Source organism: Streptomyces sp. NPDC002886, from assembly GCF_042888445.1.
Classification (GTDB): Bacteria; Actinomycetota; Actinomycetes; order Streptomycetales; family Streptomycetaceae; genus Streptomyces.
Genome location: NZ_JBIAPV010000009.1, coordinates 144,445 through 162,925, shown reverse-complemented (window position 1 = coordinate 162,925; position 18,481 = coordinate 144,445). Strand labels below are relative to the sequence as shown.

The following is an 18,481-nucleotide window of genomic DNA, read 5'->3' as shown; positions in this document are numbered from 1 at the left end:
CATGGGCGCGGGCCACGCCCACAAGCTCTACCGGCCGGGGAACTCCCCGGTCCACGACCTGCCGCCGCACTGCAAGCTCGCCGCGACCTTCGGTTTCGTGGCCGTCGTCGTGTCCACGCCCCGCGAGGCGGTCTGGGCCTTCGGGCTGTACGCCGTCCTCATCGCGGTGGCCACCGCCGTGGCCCGGATCCCGCTCGGCTTCCTGCTGCGCCGCCTCCTGATCGAGGTGCCCTTCGTCGCCTTCGCCGTCCTGATGCCCTTCGTGGCGCAGGGGGAGCGGGTGGAGGTCCTCGGCATGTCGCTCAGCGTCTCCGGCCTCTGGGGTGCCTGGAACGTCCTGGCCAAGGGCACCCTCGGCGTGGCCGCGTCCGTGCTCCTGGCCTCCACCACCGAACTGCGCGCCCTGCTGCTGGGCCTGCAGCGGCTCAAGCTGCCGCCGCTGCTCGTCCAGATCGCCTCCTTCATGATCCGGTACGGGGACGTCATCAGCGACGAGCTGCGCCGGATGTCCATCGCCCGCCGCTCCCGCGGCTTCGAGGCGCGCGGCATCCGGCACTGGGGGGTCCTCGCGAAGACCGCCGGGGCCCTGTTCATCCGCTCCTACGAGCGCGGCGAGCGGGTCTACCTCGCGATGGTCAGCCGCGGCTACGCCGGCTCCATGCCGGTGATCGACGAGGTGGCGGCCACCCGCACGCAGTGGGCGTACGCGGCCGCGCTCCCGGTGACGGCACTCGCCGTCTGTCTGATGGGATGGTCTCTGTGAACGCAGCCCCGGCCCCGGCCCCCACCCCGCCCTCGCTGGAAGTCTCCGGCCTCGCCTACGCCTACCCCGACGGCCACCAGGCCCTCTTCGGGGTCGACCTCACGGTCGGGCACGGGGAGCGGGTGGCGCTGCTCGGTCCCAACGGCGCCGGCAAGACCACCCTGGTGCTGCACCTCAACGGCATCCTCACCGGCGGCGTCGGCACCGTGAGCGTGGCCGGGCTGCCCGTGGAGAAGCGCAACTTCGCCGAGATCCGCCGCCGGGTCGGGATCGTCTTCCAGGACCCCGACGACCAGCTGTTCATGCCGACCGTCCGGGAGGACGTGGCCTTCGGCCCGGCCGCCGCGGGGCTGCGCGGCGCCGAGCTGGAGGAGCGGGTGCGCGGCGCCCTGGAGCAGGTCGGGATGGCGGCCTTCGCGGACCGGCCCCCGCACCACCTGTCCTTCGGTCAGCGCCGCCGGGTCGCGGTGGCGACCGTACTGGCCATGCGGCCCGAGATCCTCGTACTGGACGAGCCGTCCTCCAACCTGGACCCCGCCTCGCGCCGCGAGCTCGCGGACATCCTGCGCTCGCTGGACGTCACCGTGCTGATGGTCACGCACGACCTGCCCTACGCGTTGGAGCTCTGCCCGCGCGCGGTGATCCTCAGCGAGGGGACCATCGTGGCGGACGGCCGCACCCAGGACGTGCTGTGCGACGAGGCGCTGATGCGGGCGCACCGCCTGGAGCTGCCCTTCGGCTTCGACCCGCGCTCGGTATCGGTGGGATGAGCACAGCGGTGGGATGAGCACAGTGGTGGGATGAGCCCAGCGGTGGCATAAGCGCCGGTCGGAGGTTGTTGCACACCGCGTGGACATCAAGGGTGTGGTGGCGGAGGGCTTCGAGCCCGTCAGGGACGCGTTCGAACGCAACTTCCAGGTGCTCGGCGACCGGGGCGCGGCCGTGGCCGTCTACCGCGACGGGCACAAGGTCGTGGACCTGTGGGCCGGCACCAAGGACGCCGAGGGCACCGAGCCCTGGGGCGAGGACACCGTGCAGATCGTCCGCTCCGCGACCAAGGGCGTGGCCGCGGCCGTCCCCCTGCTGCTCCAGCAGCGCGGACTGCTGGACCTGGACGCGCCGGTGAGCTCGTACTGGCCGGAGTTCAAGGCGGGCGGCAAGGAGCGGACCAGGGTGCGCGACCTGCTCGCGCACCGCGCGGGCGTTCCGGCCCTGGACCGGGGGCTGACGGTGGCCGAGGCCGCTGACGGGGTCTCCGGAGCGCGCGCGGTCGCCGCCCAGCAGGCCTTCTGGGAGCCCGGCACCGAGCACGGCTACCACGCGCAGACCTTCAGCTGGCTGCTGTCCGAGCTGGTGCTGCGGGCGACCGGCCGCACGCTGGGGGGCATCCTGGCCGAGGAGATCGCGGAGCCGCTGGGCCTGGACTTCTGGATCGGCCTGCCGGAGTCCGAGGAGCACCGGGTGGGCCGGGTGGCGCCGGTCGATCCGCCGGAGAGTGCGGGCACGCTCAGGACCCGGCCGAAGCGAAACGTTTCCGCGGCCTACGCCGATCCGGACTCCCTCACCCGCCGCGCCTTCGCGGCCATCCATCCGCTGCCGGACGAGAACGACCCCGCCTACCGGGCGGCCGAGCTGCCGGCCTCCGCGGGCATCGGCACGGCCCGCGCCCTGGCCCGCTTCTACGCGGCCACCATCGGCGTGGTGGAGGACGGCGCGCGGATCTTCACCCCGGCCACCACCGCGCTGGCCGGCAAGGAGTTCTCCTCGGGCCCCGACCGCGTGCTGGTGGTCAACACCCGCTTCGGCCCCGGCTACATGCTGCACGGCCCGGCCTCCCCGCTGCTGTCCCCGGCCTCCTTCGGGCACCCGGGCCGCGGCGGCTCGCTGGCCTTCGCGGACCCGGAGGCGGGCATCGGCTTCGGCTACGTCACCAACGCCCACGCCAAGTCGGTCACCGCCGACCCGCGCGCCCAGGCCCTGGTCCGGGCCGTCCGCTCGGCGCTGTAGCCCGGCCCGCGAAAGGGCGTCGCACGGGCGGGGCGGGGAGCGCTAGCGTGCCGTCATGACGACGACCACACATCCCCTCTTCGCCGAAGCCCTCGCCGCACTGGGTCTGGAGCCGGGCGTACGGAGCTTCCCCGACGGGACCCGGACCGCCGCCGACGCGGCCGCCGCGATCGGCTGCGAGCTCAGCCAGATCGTGAAGTCGCTGATCTTCGCCGCCGACGGGGTTCCCGTACTGGTCCTCATGGACGGGGCCTCCCGGGTCGACGTGGAGGCGGTGCGCCGCGAGCTCGGCGCGGGCGCGGTGACCCGGGCGGACGCGGCCCTGGTCCGGGAGACCACGGGCTACGCCATCGGAGGGGTGCCGCCCTTCGGCCACCGCACCCGCACCCGGGTCCTCGCGGACCGCTCCCTGCTGGCCCACGACGTGGTCTGGGCGGCCGCGGGGACCCCGCACACGGTGTTCCCGATGGAGCCGCGCGAGCTGATCCGGCACGCGGGCGCCGCGCTGGCCGACGTACGGGAGAACTGACCCCCGGGCGAGCCCCCGGATCCCCGGGGTCAGCCCGCGTTCAGGACGGCCGCCACGATCGGGCCCGCCGCGTCGCCGCCGTGGCCGCCGCCCTCGACCATCGCCGCGGCCGCCACGTCGCCGCTGAAGCCGGTGAACCAGCTGTCCGGGTTCTGCGCCCCGTCGACCTCCGCCGATCCGGTCTTCGCGCCCTTGTCGGAGCCGTGGACCGCGGACATCGCGCCCTGGGCGGTGCCCGCGGTGGCCGTCAGCTTCATCATCCGCACCAGCTGCGCCGCCACCGAGGGCTTCATCCGCCGGGTGGCCCTGGCGAGCTCGCGGTCGTCCAGCGAGGCCTTGACGACGACCGGCTGGCGGAACACCCCGGTGCGGGCGGTCGCCGTGATCGAGGCCATGGTCAGCGGGTTCATCTGGATCTGGCCCTGGCCGATGTACGCGGCGGCCGCCGCCGGCCCGGTGGCGGCCGGGACCTTGCCGTCGACGGTGGGCACGCCGACCTTCCACTCGACGCCCTCGCCGATGCCGAAGACCTCACGGGCCTCCTTCGGGAGCGCGTCGTCGTCGTCGACCGGCAGGATCTGCTTGATGAAGGCGGTGTTGCAGGACTGGGCGAAGCTCGTCGCGAAGGTCTCGCCCTCGAGCTTGAAGCCCTTCAGGTTCTTGAAGGTCTTGCCGCCCCACTGCACCTCCGCCGGACACGGGGCGACCTTGTCCGCCGCCACCAGGCCGCGGTCCAGCAGCATCGCGCCGGTCACGATCTTCATCGTGGAGCCGGGTGCGCGGGCCCCGCTGAGGGACGCGGGGAAGCCGTCCGAGCGGTGGTCCGCGACGGCCAGGACGTTGCCGGTGCTCGGCTGGACGGCGACCACCGAGGCCTGCGGGAACTTCAGGACCGCCTTCTCGGCGGCGGCCTGGACGTCCGCGTCCAGGACGGTCTGGATCTGCCCGGCCTTCCCCTCGACCAGCGTCAGCAGGGTCCGCCGGGGGGCCTCCTGGGCGACCGGCTCGATCCACAGCTCGGCGCCGACCGTGCCGCCCAGCCGCTCCCCGTACTTCGTGCGCAGGCTGTCGAGCACCGGGCGCAGCGAGGGGTACTTCTCGGCCGTCAGCTCCCTGCCCTTGCGGTCGACGGCCTTGACCGGCGGGCTGGCCGGGGCGCCGCCGCGCAGCCTCTCGCCCTTCTGGAGCTGCGGGTGGAGCACCGAGGGCTGCCAGTCGACGAGCGGCAGCCCCGTGGTGTTGCCGCGGACCACGGTCAGCTTGGACTCGTAGGCGAGGGGCTTGGTGACGCCCTCGTAGGTGACCTCCGCCGCGACGGAGTACGCCACCGTGGTCCCGGTCTGCGCGCCGGGGGTGATCGCGACCTTGGAGACGTAGGCCTTGGCCGTGAGATCTGCGAGGGCGACCTGCGCCTCCGCCGGGTTGTTCGTGAGATCGGCACCGGCCCGGGCGTCGCCGGCCGCCCACGCGGTGAAGAAGGCCCGGGCGGTCTCGGCGGCGTCCTTGTCGCTGACCGGCCCGGTGCCCTTGGCGGGCACCGCCGGTCCGGTCGCGCTCGTGCTCTTGACGTCCCCGTCGCCGGTGTCCCCCACCAGCGCGTACACCCCGTAGACGGCCCCGCCCAGCATCGCGAGGAAGGCCCCGCCGACGACGGCTCCCTTTGCAGCCCCGTTCATTCCCGCTCCCCGTTCCCGTGTCCCCTACCCCGGCCCTTGGATGCTGAACGCGTTCAAGAACCCTGTGGAGTAGACCTTACGCCGAACAGACACGCGATTCAGGGGTTTGGTTGCTTGCCCGGGGCGACCGGGACCACAGCCGCCCCGCTACACCCAGGTGTCCAGCCACATCCGGTTCTGCCAGGAGTCCATCGGGATGGACTGGCCCGTGTAGATGGGCCAGAAGTAGATGAAGTTCCACACGATCAGGAGCACCAGGACGCCCGCCGCCACCGCGCCCAGGGCGCGGCGGCGTTCCGAAGAGCCGGCCGGGCCGAGCAGGGCGCCGATCATCATGGCCACCGCCAGGCACAGGTACGGGACGAAGACCACCGCGTAGAAGAAGAAGATGGTCCGCTCCTGGTAGTTGAACCAGGGCAGCAGGCCCGCGCCGAGCGCGCAGGCGATCGCGCCCGCCCGCCAGTCGCGGCGGAAGAACCACCGCCACAGCACGTACAGCAGCGCGAAGCAGCCCGCCCACCACAGCAGCGGCGTGCCGAGCGCCAGCACCTCGCGGGCGCACTTGGCCGTCTCCGTCGCCGGGCAGCCGTCGGTGCCGGGCGAGGGGGACTCGTAGAAGTACGAGACGGGACGGCCCAGGACCAGCCAGCTCCACGGGTTCGACTCGTAGGTGTGGCCCGAGGTCAGGCCCACGTGGAACTTGTAGACCTCCGTCTCGTAGTGCCACAGGCTGCGCAGCCACTCCGGTACGAAGGACCACGAGCTGTGCTGGTCGTTCTTGGCGGCCCAGTCGCGGAAGTAGCCGCCCTTGCCGTTGTCGGGGGAGAGGATCCAGCCCAGCCACGAGGCCACGTAGACGGAGATCGCCACGGGGACGAGGGAGAGGAAGGCGCCCCAGCTGTCGCGGCGCAGCATCGCCAGGTACGGGGTGCCCGCGCCCGCCGTGCGGCGGGCCGCCGCGTCCCACAGGACGGTCAGCACGCCGAAGAAGGCGAGCACGATCAGGCCGTTCCACTTCGTGCCGAAGGCCAGGCCGAGGCTGATCCCGGCCAGGAGCCGGTACGGGCGCCAGCCCAGCTTCAGCGTCTCCGCGATGTGGGCGTCCGGCCGGGTCCGCCCCTCCTCGTCCACCGGGAGCGCGGCGGCGAGCCGGGCCCGCGCCTTGTCCCGGTCGACGACGAGCGCCCCGAAGGCGCCCAGCACGAAGAACATCAGCACCAGGTCGAGCAGGGCGGTCCGGCTCATCACCAGGTGCAGGCCGTCCACGGCCAGCAGGAGGCCGGCCAGGCAGCCCAGGAAGGTGGAGCGGAAGAGGCGGCGGCCGATGCGGCACAGCATCAGCACCGACAGGGTGCCGAGCAGCGCGGTCATGAACCGCCAGCCGAAGGGGTCGAAGCCGAACATCCACTCGCCCAGGCCGATCACCCATTTGCCGACCGGCGGGTGCACGACGTAGCCCGGGTCCAGGGGGAGGGGCACGCCGTTCGGGTTGGCGAGGATCGACTTGTCGATGTCCTTGGGCCAGCTCGCCTCGTAGCCCTGCTGGATCGTGGCCCAGGCGTCCTTGGCGTAGTACGTCTCGTCGAATATCACCGCCTTCGGGGTGCCCAGATGGGCGAACCGCAGCACCCCCGCGACCAGCGCGACCAGCAGCGGCCCGGCCCACGCCAGCACCCGCTCCCAGCGCACCGCCGCGGCCGGCCCGATCCCGATCTGCGCCCACAGCTGGGCGGACGGCCGTGCGTACGGGGGCACCAGGCGGGTGCCGACGTCCGACTGCCGTTTGGCCCCGGCGGGCTGCACGTAGCCGAAGCCGCGCAGCCGGCGCAGCCAAGCGGACGGCTGGTCGGCGGGGTCGGGGCCGGGCCCGGCCTCGGTGGCGGGCGGGGCCCCCGCAGGGCTGGGCGGCGGCGTCGCGGTACTGGTCACCGGCACATCGTAGGGAACGACCCTGTGCCGGACCCAGGGGGACGGGAGTGTGGGGCGCGGCGGTTGGGGCGGCTGAGAGGATGGGGCGGTGACCACTGAGCAGCCCCGCACCGCCGAAGCCCCCTCCCCGGCCCCCTCCACGGCGTCTTCCACGGCGTCTTCCGGCGTGCCGGGGGTCGGCGTCCTCGTCCTCGCCGGGACCCCCATCGGAGACCTCGCCGACGCACCGCCGCGGCTCGCCTCCGAGCTGGAGCGGGCCGATGTGATCGCCGCCGAGGACACCCGGCGGCTGCGCAGGCTGACCCAGGGGCTCGGCGTGTACACCACCGGTCGCGTCCTGTCCTACTTCGAGGGCAACGAGTCCGCGCGCACCCCCGAGCTGGTCGAGGCCCTGGAGGCCGGCAAGCGCGTCCTGCTGGTCACGGACGCCGGCATGCCCTCGGTCTCCGACCCCGGCTACCGGCTCGTCGCCGCCGCCGTGGAGAAGGACATCAAGGTCACGGCCGTACCCGGGCCCTCCGCCGTCCTCACCGCGCTCGCCCTCTCCGGGCTGCCCGTCGACCGCTTCTGCTTCGAGGGCTTCCTGCCGCGCAAGGCCGGCGAGCGTCTCGGCAAGCTCCGCGAGCTCGCCGCCGAGCGCCGCACCCTCGTCTACTTCGAGGCCCCGCACCGGCTCGACGACACCCTGGCCGCCATGGCCGAGGTCTTCGGCGCCGACCGGCGCGCCGCCGTCTGCCGCGAGCTGACCAAGACCTACGAGGAGATCAAGCGCGGCGGGCTCGGCGAACTGGCCGCCTGGGCCGCCGAAGGCGTGCGCGGGGAGATCACCGTGGTCGTCGAGGGCGCCCCGGCCGCGGTCCCCGGCGATGTGGACGCCGAGGAGCTGGTGAACCGGGTACGGGTGCGCGAGGAGGCGGGGGAGCGACGCAAGGAGGCCATCGCGGCGGTCGCCGCCGAGGCCGGGGTACCCAAGCGCGAGGTCTTCGACGCGGTGGTCGCGGCAAAGAACGCGGCACAAAAGTCGCCGTGAGTCGGTAAAGAGCTAACCTGAAAAGCAAAGCTCAGACCGCGCACCGGGCGCTTTGGGCATGACTCGCCCAAGGACCGTCCAACAGTAGACAGGGCCTGATGCGCTCCCGCCCGAAGAGGCGTCCACTGGCAATGGCACCAGTGGAACAAGAGGAGCTGGCATGAGTGAGATCGCCGAACCCCAACCCGTCTCCGTACCCACCGCTTCTACCGTCACCGCCCCGGCCGCCGCTGCCGCGGTTCCCGCTCCCGCCGCCGTGCCGACCGTGCACGAGGCGTACTCCTTCGCCTGCATGAAGTGCGGCTACGGCTGGGAGCAGGGGTACGAGATCGAGCACCACACCGACGGCAGGGGCATGCCGTTCATCGTCTACACGGCGGACGGCGAGCGCGTCCCCTCCCCGCTGTCCAACCCGACCTGCATGAACTGCGGCGGCCACGTGGTGCGGATCATGCGGGAGGGCCAGGTCAAGTCCGTCATCGGCATGCTCGACCAGCTCTACCACCACCGCGCGGCCCCGGGGATCGCCGGCCCGGTGCCCGCCGGGTACACCGCGAAGACCCCCAAGCCCCGCAAGGCCGCCCTGCACGACGCCCCCGGGCCGGTCCCGGTGGAACGGCCCGGCCTGATGGCCCGGCTGCTGGGGTTCTTCCGCCGGTCATAAGATCGGCCGCATGAGCCGTAGTACGCCGAACGACGCACCGCCCCCGCTGCCGCAGCCGCTCCGGGTGGCGGTCGCCGACTCCCACACCCACCTGGACATGCAGTCCGGCACCGTCGAGGAGGGCCTCGCCAAGGCCGCCTCCGTCGGGGTGACGACCGTCGTCCAGGTGGGCTGCGACGTGAAGGGGTCCCGTTGGGCCGCCGAGACCGCCGCCGCGTACGAGAACGTCCACGCGGCCGTGGCCCTGCACCCCAACGAAGCCCCCCGGATCGTGCACGGGGACCCCGACGGCTGGTCGCGCCAAGGCGCCCGGACGGGCGGGGGCGAGGCCGCGCTCGACGACGCGCTCGCCGAGATCGAGGCCCTGGCGGCCCTGGCGCACGTGAAGGCCGTCGGCGAGACCGGCCTCGACTACTTCCGGACCGGCCCGGAGGGCATGGCCGCGCAGGAGCGGTCCTTCCGCGCGCACATCGAGATCGCCAAGCGCCAGGGCAAGGCCCTCGTCATCCACGACCGCGAGGCGCACGCGGACGTGCTGCGGGTCCTGCGCGAGGAGGGCGCCCCCGAGCGGACCGTCTTCCACTGCTACTCCGGCGACGCGGAGATGGCCCGGGAGTGCGCCGCCGCCGGCTACTACATGTCCTTCGCCGGGACCGTCACCTTCAAGAACGCGGCGCCGCTGCGCGAGGCCCTGGCGGTGGCCCCGCTGGAACTGGTCCTGGTGGAGACGGACGCCCCCTACCTCACCCCGGCCCCGTACCGCGGCAGGCCCAACGCGCCGTACCTCATTCCGCTGACCGTACGGGCCATGGCCGCGGTCCGCGGCATCGACGAGGACGCCATGGCGACGGCCCTCGCGGCCAACACGGCGCGCGCCTTCGACTACTGAGCGCGCCCGCCGCGCACCCGCCGCGCGCCCGCCGCTCACCCCCTCACCCGTTCGCCACGTTCCGTAGTCGTTCCGCTTTGTAGCGTGACGGTCGCTCCGCTAGGGTGCCGTGCCCGAAGCAGCCGGACGGACCAGTGGAGCGAGCGCGATGAGCGATGTGGCCTGGCCGGCCGGTGGACGCGACCCCTGGGCCACGGCCCCGGACCCGGACGCGGGACCAGGGTCGGACCCGGCCCCGGACCGGTACGAGCGGCCCGGGGCGGTGGGCACGGACCTGGCCGCGGGGCCGGGGGCGGGCGCGGACCGGGATCCGGGACCGTACGCGGACCCGTACCCGGCCCCGGGGCCGGCGGCGACGGATGCCGGCCCCGCCGCCGGACCGGGGCTCTACGGGGACCCTCACCCCTACGGGGGCCCGGGGACGGCGAACCCGGACCCCGATGCCGGAGCGGAACCCTTCCGGGACCCGGGACCGTACGAGGGTCCGGACGTCGACGTGTACGCGGGTCCGGGGGCGGCCCCGCACCTCGAGCCCGGGGTGCCGGCGCCCCGCGCCGGTGGGCGGCGGCGGACGGCGGCCGAGCCCGGGGCGGGCCGCCGGGCCCGCGGCCGGACCCCCGCCCCCGCGGCGGCCCCGGGGGCCGGCGCTGCCCAGGGCCTCGCTCCGGACCCCGCCCCGGAGGCGGAAGCCCCGGCCACCGGCCGTCGGCGGCGCAGCGCGCCGGCCGCGTCCTCGGACACCGCCTCCGCCCCGGCGGGGCCGGCCCCCGCGGGGACCGGTCGCCGCCGTGGCGGCCTCGGCACGGTGCCCGCCCCGGCCGCCCCGGCCCCATCCCCGGCCCCGGCCCCCGCTCCGAGGCGGCGTCGCGGCGCCGCCCCCGCTCCCCGCGACACCTGGCGGCGCATCGTGCCGCAGGCCCTGGTCGTCGCGTTCCTGGCGGGCGGCACCACCGCCTTCGTCGCCGCCGACAAGGCCGTACGCCTCACCGTCGACGGAGTCCCGCGGACCCTGCACACCTTCGCCGACGACGTGGACGAGCTGCTCGCCGCCGAAGGACTCGGCATCGGCCCCCACGACCTCGTCGCCCCCGCCGGGGCGCAGGTCCTCGGCGACGGGGACGAGATCGTCCTGCGCTACGGCCGCCCGCTGAACCTGACCCTCGACGGACAGCGGCGCGAGGTGTGGACCACCGCCCGCACCGTGGACGGCGCCCTGCGCCAGTTCGGCATCCGCGCCGAGGGCGCCTACCTCTCCGCACCCCGCACGGCCCCCGTCCCCCGGACCGGCCTGACCCTGGCCGTCCGCACCGAACGCAGCATCACCTTCATGGCCGACGGCCGCGAGCGGCCGATCCGCACCAACGCCGCCACCGTGCGGGAGGCCCTCGACGAAGCCGGGATCACCCTCCACGGCCAGGACACCACCTCCGTGCCCGCCGACTCCTTCCCGCGCGACGGCCAGACCGTCACCGTGCTCCGCATCACCGGCACCCGCGAGATCCGCGAGGAACGCATCCCCTACGCGACCGAGCGGGTCAAGGACCCCTCCCTCTTCGCCGGCACCGAAGTCGTCGAGCGCTCGGGGCGGCCCGGGGCGCGCAGGGTCACGTACGGCCTGCGCACCGTCAACGGGGTCCGGCAAAAGCCCCGCCGGATCGCCGAGGAGACCGTCCGCGAGCCCGTCAGCCAGCTCGTCAAGGTCGGCACCAAGCCGCTGCCGTCCTCCGTCCAGGGCGCGGACGGCCTCGACTGGGGCGCGCTGGCCCGCTGCGAGTCCGGCGGCCGGCCCGGTGCCACGGACCCCTCGGGGACGTACGGGGGGCTCTACCAGTTCGACGTACAGACCTGGCAGGCCCTCGGCGGCAGCGGCCGCCCGCAGGACGCTCCGGGCCCGGAACAGACGTACCGCGCCAAGAAGCTGTACGTACAGCGGGGGGCGAGTCCCTGGCCACACTGCGGCCGTACCCTTTATCGGTGAGCACCGCAGAGCAGCAGCCCGAATCCTCCGCGCCGGAGACCGCCCCGACCGAGACCGCCGCCCCCGAAACGTCCGCCCTCCTCGGAGCGGCCGACATCCGGGAGCTGGCCGCCGTACTCGGCGTACGGCCGACGAAGCAGAAGGGCCAGAACTTCGTCATCGACGCCAACACGGTGCGCCGCATCGTGCGCACCGCCGAGGTCCGGCCGGACGACGTGGTCGTCGAGGTCGGGCCGGGGCTGGGCTCGCTGACGCTCGCACTGCTGGAGGCCGCCGACCGGGTCGTCGCCGTCGAGATCGACGACATCCTGGCCGCCGCGCTGCCCGCCACCATCGAGGCGCGGATGCCGGAGCGCAAGGACCGCTTCACGCTGGTCCACTCCGACGCGATGCTGGTCAAGGAGCTGCCCGGACCGCCGCCGACCGCGCTCGTCGCGAACCTCCCCTACAACGTGGCCGTGCCGGTCCTGCTCACCATGCTCGACCGCTTCCCGAGCATCGAGCGGACCCTGGTCATGGTGCAGGCCGAGGTCGCCGACCGGCTCGCCGCCGAGCCCGGCAACAAGGTCTACGGAGTCCCCTCGGTCAAGGCCAACTGGTACGCGGACGTCAAGCGGGCCGGCGCCATCGGCCGCAAGGTCTTCTGGCCCGCGCCGAACGTCGACTCCGGGCTCGTCTCCCTGGTCCGCCGCGCGGAGCCGGTCAAGACCACCGCGACCAAGGCCGAGGTCTTCGCGGTCGTCGACGCGGCCTTCGCGCAGCGCCGCAAGACGCTGCGCGCGGCGCTGGCCGGCTGGGCCGGGTCGGCGGCCGGCGCCGAGGCGGCGCTGGTCGCGGCCGGGGTCTCCCCGCAGGCCCGCGGCGAATCCCTCACCGTCGAGGAGTTCGCGGCGATCGCCGAGCACAAGCCCGCCGCGGAGAGGCCCGCGCTGTGAGCGGGTCGGTCACCGTACGGGTCCCCGCCAAGGTCAACGTCCAGCTGGCGGTGGGCGCGGCCCGGCCCGACGGCTTCCACGACCTGGCGAACGTCTTCCTCGCGGTCTCCCTCTACGACGAGGTCACCGCGACCGCCGCCGGCGCCGGCGAGCTGACCGTGACCTGCGCCGGCCCGGACGCCGACAAGGTGCCGCTCGACCGCACCAACCTGGTGGCCCGGGCGGCGGAGATCCTCGCGGAGCGGGCCGGACTGAGCCCCGACGTGCACCTCCACATCGAGAAGCGGATCCCGGTGGCGGGCGGCATGGCCGGCGGCAGCGCCGACGGGGCGGGCGCCCTGCTCGCCTGCGACGCCCTCTGGGGGCTGAAGACCCCGGTGGAGGAACTCCTCGCCCTGTGCGCCGAGCTGGGCAGCGACGTGCCGTTCAGCCTGGTCGGCGGGGCGGCGCTCGGCACCGGGCGCGGGGAGATCCTGACCCCGGTCGAGGCGGGCACCTTCCACTGGGTGTTCGCGGTGGCCGACGGCGGCCTCTCCACCCCGGCGGTGTTCCGCGAGTTCGACCGGCTCACCGCAGGTACGGAGGTGCCCGTGCCGCAGGCCTCGCCGCCCCTCCTCGCGGCGCTGGCCTCCGGGGACCCCTCGGAGCTGGCCGCGAACCTCGCCAACGGGCTCCAGCCCGCGGCCCTCTCGCTGCGCCCGTCGCTCGCCGACACCCTCGCGGCCGGTACGGCGGCCGGGGCCCTGGCCGGGCTGGTCTCCGGCTCCGGCCCCACGACGGCCTTCCTGGTCCGTGACGCCGAGTCCGCGGCCAAGGTCGCGGCCGCCCTCGACGCCTCCGGCACCTGCCGCAGCACCCACCTGGCCACGAGCCCGTCCCCGGGCGCGACCCTTCTCTGACGCACGGCTCGCCCCGGGCCCGGGGCGCGGGCCTCGAGGTACCTAGGCGGGAATGAGTACCCGCGCCCTGTTGCCCGGCGGGCCCGCGCGGGAGCGTGGGCCCCATGGGAGCCAGCGCAAGTGACATCGCCAATGCCACCCCCGCCACGCGGGACCGTTACGTCGACCTGCTCCGGGTCGCCTCGCTCGGGACCGTCATCGCGGGGCACTGGCTGATGGCCGCCGTCAGCACCGACGGCATAGGGAACCTGCTCGCCGTCGTGCCGCCGCTCCAGGTGCTCACCTGGGCGCTGCAGGTGATGCCGGTGTTCTTCTTCGTCGGCGGGTTCTCGCACGCCCTGTCCTACCGGTCCCTCGCCCGCCGCGCCGACGGCCCCGTCTACGCCGCCTTCCTGCGGGCCCGGCTGCGCCGGCTGGTGCGGCCCACCCTCGTGTTCGTCGCCGTCTGGACCGCCGTCGCCCTCGTCGCGCAGCTCCTCGGCGGGGGCGGCGGGCGGCTGTCCGGGGCGGCGCTGCGGCTGGTCACGCAGCCGCTGTGGTTCATCGGGATCTACCTCGCGATGGTCGCCCTGACCCCGCCCCTGCTGAAGCTGCACGAGCGCCACGGCTGGGCCGCCTTCGGGGCCCTGGCCGGGGCCGCGGCCGCCGTCGACCTGCTGCGCTTCGCGGGCGGTGTCCCGTACGCCGAGTTCCTGAACTTCGCCTTCGTCTGGCTCGCCGTCCACCAGCTGGGCTTCCTGCGCGCCGACGGGCGCATCCGCCGCCCCGGCGCCCTCGCCGCCGCCGGGCTCGCCGGGGCCGTGGCGCTGGTGGCGTACGGGCCGTACCCGCTGTCCATGGTCGGGATGCCCGGGGAGAAGGTCTCCAACATGGCACCGCCCACCCTCGCCCTGCTCGCGCACGGGATCTGGCTGGTGGGCGCCGTGGAGCTGCTCCGGGGCCCCGCCGCCGCGTGGCTGGCCCGGCCCCGGGTCTGGCGCGGGGTGGTCGCCGCCAACGGGGTCGCCATGACGGCCTTCCTCTGGCACCTCACCGCGATGCTCGCCGTCTACGCCGCCCAGCTGGGCCTCGGCATCGCCCTGCCCGAGCCCGCAGGGCCGGCCTGGTGGGCCCAGGTCCCGGTCCGGTTCCTCGCCGCCGCCGCGCTGACCTGCGTACTCGTCGCGGTCTTCCGGCGCTTCGAGGCACCCGGTGCGAGCGGAACGCACCCCGGTTCCGGCCCCCGCGCCGCCCTCGGCACCGCGCTGTGCCTGCTCGGCGTCCTCGGGCTCTCCACGACCGGCCTCGGCGGGCTCCTGGAAGGCCACAGCGCCACCCTGATCGCCCTCCCGGTCACCGCGCCCGCCGCGATCGGCATGGCGCTGGGCGGCTGGCTGCTGGTGGAACGGTCCGGCACTTCGCGGAGGGTTAGGCTGAGGGGCTGATCCACACCCCTTCCCTGGAGCGCTCCTGATGGCCGTCAACCTGGTCAATGTCGAGGCAGTCAGCAAGGTGTACGGCACCCGTACCCTGCTCGACGGCATCTCCCTCGGCGTATCCGAGGGGGACCGGATCGGTGTCGTAGGCCGCAACGGCGACGGCAAGACCACCCTCATCCGCATGCTCGCCAAGCTGGAGGAGCCCGACACCGGCCGGGTCACCCAGAACAGCGGCCTGCACATGGGCGTGCTCACCCAGCACGACTCCCTCGACCCCAAGGCCACCGTCCGGCACGAGATCATCGGGGACATGGCCGACCACGAGTGGGCCGGCAACTCCAAGATCCGCGACGTCCTGACCGGCCTGTTCGGCGGGCTCGACCTGCCCGGCTTCGGGCAGGGCCTGGACACCGTCATCGGCCCGCTGTCCGGTGGCGAGCGGCGCCGCATCGCGCTCGCCAAGCTGCTCATCGCCGACCAGGACCTCCTCGTACTCGACGAGCCCACCAACCACCTGGACGTCGAGGGCATCTCCTGGCTGGCCAAGCACCTCCAGGAACGCCGCTCCGCACTCGTCTGCGTCACCCACGACCGGTGGTTCCTCGACCAGGTCTGCACCCGCATGTGGGACGTGCAGCGCGGTGACGTCCACGAGTACGAGGGCGGCTACAGCGACTACGTCTTCGCCCGCGCCGAGCGCGACCGCATCGCCGCGACCGAGGAGTCCAAGCGGCAGAACCTGATGCGCAAGGAGCTCGCCTGGCTGCGCCGCGGCGCCCCGGCCCGTACCTCCAAGCCGCGCTACCGCATCGAGGCCGCCAACGAGCTGATCGCCGACGTGCCGCCGCCGCGCGACAAGTCCGCGCTGATGAAGTTCGCGAACGCCCGCCTCGGCAAGACGGTGTTCGACCTGGAGGACGTGACCGTCCAGGCCGGCCCCAAGACCCTCCTCAAGCACCTCACCTGGCACCTGGGCCCCGGCGACCGCGTCGGTCTCGTCGGCGTCAACGGCGCCGGCAAGACCTCCCTGCTGCGCGCCCTCGGCGAGGCCGCCCGCACCCAGGGCGAGGTCCAGCCCGCCGCCGGCACGGTGACCGTCGGCAAGACCGTCAAGCTGGCCTACCTCTCCCAGGAGGTCGGCGAACTCGACCCGTCCCTGCGCGTCCTGGAGGCCGTGCAGCGCGTGCGCGACCGGGTCGACCTCGGCCAGGGCCGCGAGATGACGGCCGGCCAGCTGTGCGAGCAGTTCGGCTTCACCAAGGAGAAGCAGTGGACGCCCGTCGGCGACCTCTCCGGTGGTGAGCGGCGCCGGCTGCAGATCCTGCGCCTGCTGATGGACGAGCCCAACGTCCTGTTCCTCGACGAGCCCACCAACGACCTCGACATCGAGACCCTGACCCAGCTGGAGGACCTCCTCGACGGCTGGCCCGGGTCGATGATCGTGATCTCGCACGACCGGTTCTTCATCGAGCGCACCACCGACACGGTCATGGCCCTGCTGGGCGACGCGAGCCTGCGGATGCTGCCGCGCGGCCTCGACGAGTACCTGGAGCGCCGCCAGAAGATGATCGACGCGGCCTCCCCGGCGCCCGCCGCGGCCGCCGCCGGAAAGTCCTCGGCCTCCGGGGACGCGCGCGCCGCGAAGAAGGAGCTGCAGAAGATCGAGCGGCAGCTCAACAAGATGACGGACCGCGAGAGCAGCCTGCACGCCCAGATCGCCGAGAACTCCACCGACTTCGACAAGGTCGCCAAGCTCGACGCGGAGCTGCGCGAACTCATCTCGGGCCGGGACGAGTTGGAGATGCGCTGGCTGGAGCTCGCCGAGGACGCGTAGTCCCCGGGGCCCACGTGCCCCAACTGGCGGATAACAGCGGCATCACGGGCCGGTCCTCCCTTGGGTACAGGGGACGGACCGGCCCGGGCGGTTCCGGCCCGCAGTGATAGAAAGGGCTTCCTCCCACACCCGAAGCCGAAGGTATGCGCTGATGACCGAGCCGCCCCAGCCGCCGAACCAGCCGCCGAACCCTTCAGGTTACGGGCACCTCCCCGGGCCCCCGCAGCCCGGTTACGGGTTCCCGCCGCAGGCCGAGAACCCGTACGCGCAGCAGCCCCAGCAGCCCCAGCAGCCGCCCCAGCCGCAGGGTCCGTACGGGCAGCAGCCGCAGGGTCCGTACGGCCAGCAGCCGCCCGGGGGTTACGGCTTCCCGCCGCCCCCGCACACGGCCCCCGGCTTCCCCGGCGGGCCCGGCATGCCGCCGGCGCCGCCCGGCGGGCCGAAGAAGAAGAACCTCGCCGTGCTGATCGCGGCCGCCGTCGCCGGCGTGCTCGTCCTGGGAACCGGCGGCTACTTCCTCTTCTCCGGAGACGACAAGGGCAACGACAAGGTCATCGGGCAGGACACCACGCCGCCGCCCGTCGACGACAAGGCCTCGCCCTCCGCCTCCGTGGACAAGGGCGACGGCAGCGGCAACGGCGGCGAGGAGGAAGAGGACCTCAACGCCGGCCGCAAGCAGGGCGAGAGCAAGGTCCTCTGGCTCAAGACGAGCAAGATCGACGGCCCCGGCTCGGGCGTCGACTCCAAGGGGCAGTGGATCGTCGGGGACACCGTCGTCAAGACCGTCTGGAAGTCGGTCACCGGCTACGGCGTCAAGGACGGCAAGGAGAAGTGGACCCTCGCCCTCCCCGCCGTGATCTGCGGGGTCACCGACATGACCGCGGACGGCAAGACCGTCGTCATGTACGAGAACGGCGACTCCAGCGGCGCCGACTGCAACATGATGCGGATGATCGACCTCAAGTCCGGCAAGGAGGGATGGACGAAGGAGGTGCCGAAGGAAAACCTCTTCGACATCATGACCTCCCCGGACCTCGCCCTCACCGGTGACGCCCTCGTCGTCAACCGGACGGGCACGAGCAGCGCGTTCAAGGTCAGCACCGGGGACAAGCTCTTCACCAACAAGCGGGATCAGGGCTGCCAGCCCGGCGACTTCGTCGCGATGAACGGGAAGATGCTCGCCGTCGCCACGTGCAATGACGCGGACAAGACCGTCCAGGTCATGGACGCCGACCCGGCCACCGGCAAGAACACCTGGATCTACAAGCTCCCCAAGGGCTTCGACGTCGAGAACGTCTACTCGCTCGACCCGATCGTCCTCGACCTCGGCAACAGCGAGACCAAGGAGCGCTCCATCGTGGTCCTCGGACCCGACGGCAAGCAGCGCGCCACCGTCGCCGGCGAAGGCACCTTCCCGGTCGGCTGCGGCGGCCTCTTCAGCTTCAACCGCTCGCTCCAGAGCTGCGGTTCCTCCTACGTGGACGCGAACACCCTCTACCTGCCCACCAAGGCCGACATCGGCAAGGCGAACGAGATCGTCGCCTTCGACCTCGGCACCGGCAAGGTGAAGTGGCGCACCCCGGCGGGCGAAGGACGCACCCTCACCCCGCTGAAGGCGGCGGGCGGCCAGGTCTTCGTCTACCGCGAGGCGGAGAGCGACAAGGGCGGCGAGGTCCTCACGATCCCGGCCGCCGGAGGCACGCCCACCGCGGTCCTGCGCAACCCGTCCGGGGCCGCGGCCCCGGTGGAGAGCTCCTTCTACTCCCCGAACGTGGACTACGTGGACGGCCGGCTGTTCATCTCGTCCTCCCACCTGGAGGCCAAGAACAAGAGCGAGAAGTTCCTGATGGTCTTCGGCAAGTGAGAGCCCGCCCCACAGCGCACGAGCAGTCCGCCGAGCAGTCCGCCGAACCGCCCACCGAGAGGCAGT

15 protein-coding genes are annotated in these 18,481 nt (G+C 73.5%); 13 read left to right on the top strand and 2 right to left on the bottom strand.

Annotated elements, in window-relative coordinates; all coding sequences use genetic code 11:
• The first annotated feature begins 1 nt into the window (after nt 1).
• The 4 genes from cbiQ (at nt 2) to ACFYYB_RS31855 (ending at nt 3,299) form a co-directional block, all read left to right on the top strand.
• Nucleotides 2–763 carry a cobalt ECF transporter T component CbiQ gene (cbiQ, locus tag ACFYYB_RS31870; RefSeq protein ID WP_389439690.1) on the top strand — a complete coding sequence of 254 codons (762 nt, stop codon included), beginning with the start codon at nt 2–4 and terminating at the stop codon, nt 761–763.
• Nucleotides 751–1,533, top strand: coding sequence for an energy-coupling factor ABC transporter ATP-binding protein (locus tag ACFYYB_RS31865; RefSeq protein WP_389439688.1), 783 nt, complete (start codon nt 751–753; stop codon nt 1,531–1,533). The genes cbiQ and ACFYYB_RS31865 overlap by 13 nt, the downstream gene beginning before the upstream one ends.
• A 79-nt stretch (nt 1,534–1,612) precedes the next feature.
• The gene (locus ACFYYB_RS31860; RefSeq protein ID WP_389439686.1) at nt 1,613–2,770 is read left to right on the top strand and encodes a serine hydrolase domain-containing protein; all 1,158 of its coding nucleotides are present in this window, start codon (nt 1,613–1,615) and stop codon (nt 2,768–2,770) included.
• A gap of 55 nt (nt 2,771–2,825) precedes the next feature.
• Complete coding sequence (locus ACFYYB_RS31855; RefSeq protein ID WP_389439684.1) at nt 2,826–3,299, top strand: YbaK/EbsC family protein; 474 nt, start codon at nt 2,826–2,828, stop codon at nt 3,297–3,299.
• 29 nt (nt 3,300–3,328) lie between these two features.
• Here the strand turns inward: ACFYYB_RS31855 and ACFYYB_RS31850 are convergent, their stop codons facing one another.
• Both ACFYYB_RS31850 and ACFYYB_RS31845 read right to left on the bottom strand, forming a co-directional pair.
• Nucleotides 3,329–4,975 (bottom strand): penicillin-binding transpeptidase domain-containing protein, encoded by a 1,647-nt coding sequence (locus ACFYYB_RS31850; RefSeq protein WP_389439682.1) that lies wholly within the window; start codon nt 4,973–4,975, stop codon nt 3,329–3,331.
• A 147-nt stretch (nt 4,976–5,122) separates the two neighbouring features.
• Nucleotides 5,123–6,904, bottom strand: coding sequence for a dolichyl-phosphate-mannose--protein mannosyltransferase (locus ACFYYB_RS31845; RefSeq protein WP_389439680.1), 1,782 nt, complete (start codon nt 6,902–6,904; stop codon nt 5,123–5,125).
• Between the two features lie 166 nt (nt 6,905–7,070).
• Here ACFYYB_RS31845 and rsmI point away from each other — a divergent pair, with 166 nt between their 5' ends.
• The 9 genes from rsmI to ACFYYB_RS31800 all read left to right on the top strand — a co-directional run bounded on the left by rsmI (nt 7,071) and on the right by ACFYYB_RS31800 (nt 18,415).
• On the top strand, nt 7,071–7,934 hold the full coding sequence (rsmI, locus tag ACFYYB_RS31840; RefSeq protein ID WP_389439963.1) for a 16S rRNA (cytidine(1402)-2'-O)-methyltransferase: 864 nt from the start codon (nt 7,071–7,073) through the stop codon (nt 7,932–7,934).
• 292 nt (nt 7,935–8,226) lie between these two features.
• The gene (locus ACFYYB_RS31835; RefSeq protein ID WP_327309404.1) at nt 8,227–8,598 is read left to right on the top strand and encodes a hypothetical protein; all 372 of its coding nucleotides are present in this window, start codon (nt 8,227–8,229) and stop codon (nt 8,596–8,598) included.
• Between the two features lie 10 nt (nt 8,599–8,608).
• Nucleotides 8,609–9,487: a TatD family hydrolase gene (locus ACFYYB_RS31830; RefSeq protein WP_389439678.1), complete on the top strand. Its 879-nt coding sequence runs from the start codon at nt 8,609–8,611 to the stop codon at nt 9,485–9,487.
• Between the two features lie 805 nt (nt 9,488–10,292).
• The gene (locus tag ACFYYB_RS31825) at nt 10,293–11,465 is read left to right on the top strand and encodes a ubiquitin-like domain-containing protein (RefSeq protein WP_389439961.1); all 1,173 of its coding nucleotides are present in this window, start codon (nt 10,293–10,295) and stop codon (nt 11,463–11,465) included.
• 95 nt (nt 11,466–11,560) lie between these two features.
• Complete coding sequence (gene rsmA, locus ACFYYB_RS31820) at nt 11,561–12,400, top strand: 16S rRNA (adenine(1518)-N(6)/adenine(1519)-N(6))-dimethyltransferase RsmA (protein WP_389439959.1); 840 nt, start codon at nt 11,561–11,563, stop codon at nt 12,398–12,400.
• Complete coding sequence (locus tag ACFYYB_RS31815; protein WP_389439676.1) at nt 12,397–13,299, top strand: 4-(cytidine 5'-diphospho)-2-C-methyl-D-erythritol kinase; 903 nt, start codon at nt 12,397–12,399, stop codon at nt 13,297–13,299. The genes rsmA and ACFYYB_RS31815 overlap by 4 nt, the downstream gene beginning before the upstream one ends.
• Before the next feature lie 104 nt (nt 13,300–13,403).
• On the top strand, nt 13,404–14,723 hold the full coding sequence (locus ACFYYB_RS31810; protein ID WP_389439674.1) for an acyltransferase family protein: 1,320 nt from the start codon (nt 13,404–13,406) through the stop codon (nt 14,721–14,723).
• Nucleotides 14,724–14,751: 28 nt separating this feature from the next.
• Complete coding sequence (locus ACFYYB_RS31805) at nt 14,752–16,551, top strand: ABC-F family ATP-binding cassette domain-containing protein (RefSeq protein WP_389439672.1); 1,800 nt, start codon at nt 14,752–14,754, stop codon at nt 16,549–16,551.
• Between the two features lie 151 nt (nt 16,552–16,702).
• Nucleotides 16,703–18,415, top strand: coding sequence for a PQQ-binding-like beta-propeller repeat protein (locus ACFYYB_RS31800; protein ID WP_389439670.1), 1,713 nt, complete (start codon nt 16,703–16,705; stop codon nt 18,413–18,415).
• The last annotated feature ends 66 nt before the right edge of the window (nt 18,416–18,481 follow it).